1 pseudogene is annotated in these 656 nt (G+C 73.1%); it reads left to right on the top strand.

From position 1 onward, the window contains the following. Positions 1-656 (top strand): annotated as a pseudogene (locus AC1D15_RS35910) (hypothetical protein); the annotation flags it as partial.

Below are 656 nucleotides of genomic sequence, written 5' to 3' on the forward strand. Positions count from 1 at the left end.
GCCGCAACCGCGAGGTGCGCAAGCTGTTCGACACGGTCGGGCTGACGGTGAGCCGGCTGATCCGCATCCGCTATGGCACCGTGGTGCTGCCGCGCGGGCTGAAGCGCGGCGTCTGGGTCGACCTCGAGGAAGGCGACGTGCGCACGATCCGCCGGCTGGCCGGCGGTGGCGAAGGCCAGCGGCGCGAAGGCAATCCGCAGCAGCCGCGCCAGGAGGGCCGCGGCGAGAGCCGTGGCAACGAAAATCGTGGCAACGACAACCGCGGCGGCAATGACCGCGGCCGTGGCAACAACAACGGCCAGAACAAGCCGCGCAACGAGCGCGACGCCCAGCGCCCGAACGACCGCCAGGACCGGGGGCCACGCGGCAACCGGGGCGGCGGCCAGAACCAGCCTCAGCAGCAGCCTCAACAGATGCCGGCCCAGGCGCGCGAGCGCCAGCCGGATGACTTCGACCGCGACGACGACGGCCTGGACTTCGATCCGTCCAAGATCCCGAATCCGCTGGAGCAGACCTTCGACAAGCGTTTCGTGCAGAAGCCGCGCACGCCTGCGGGCGGTGCCGGCTTCGGCCGCGGCGGCGGCGGCTTCGGCCCGGGCGGCAGTGCGCCGCCGCGGCCGAACCAGCCGAAGAAGGGCRGCGGGCCGCGCGAGCCG

This window comes from Rhizobacter sp. P2_H2 (assembly GCF_056403375.1).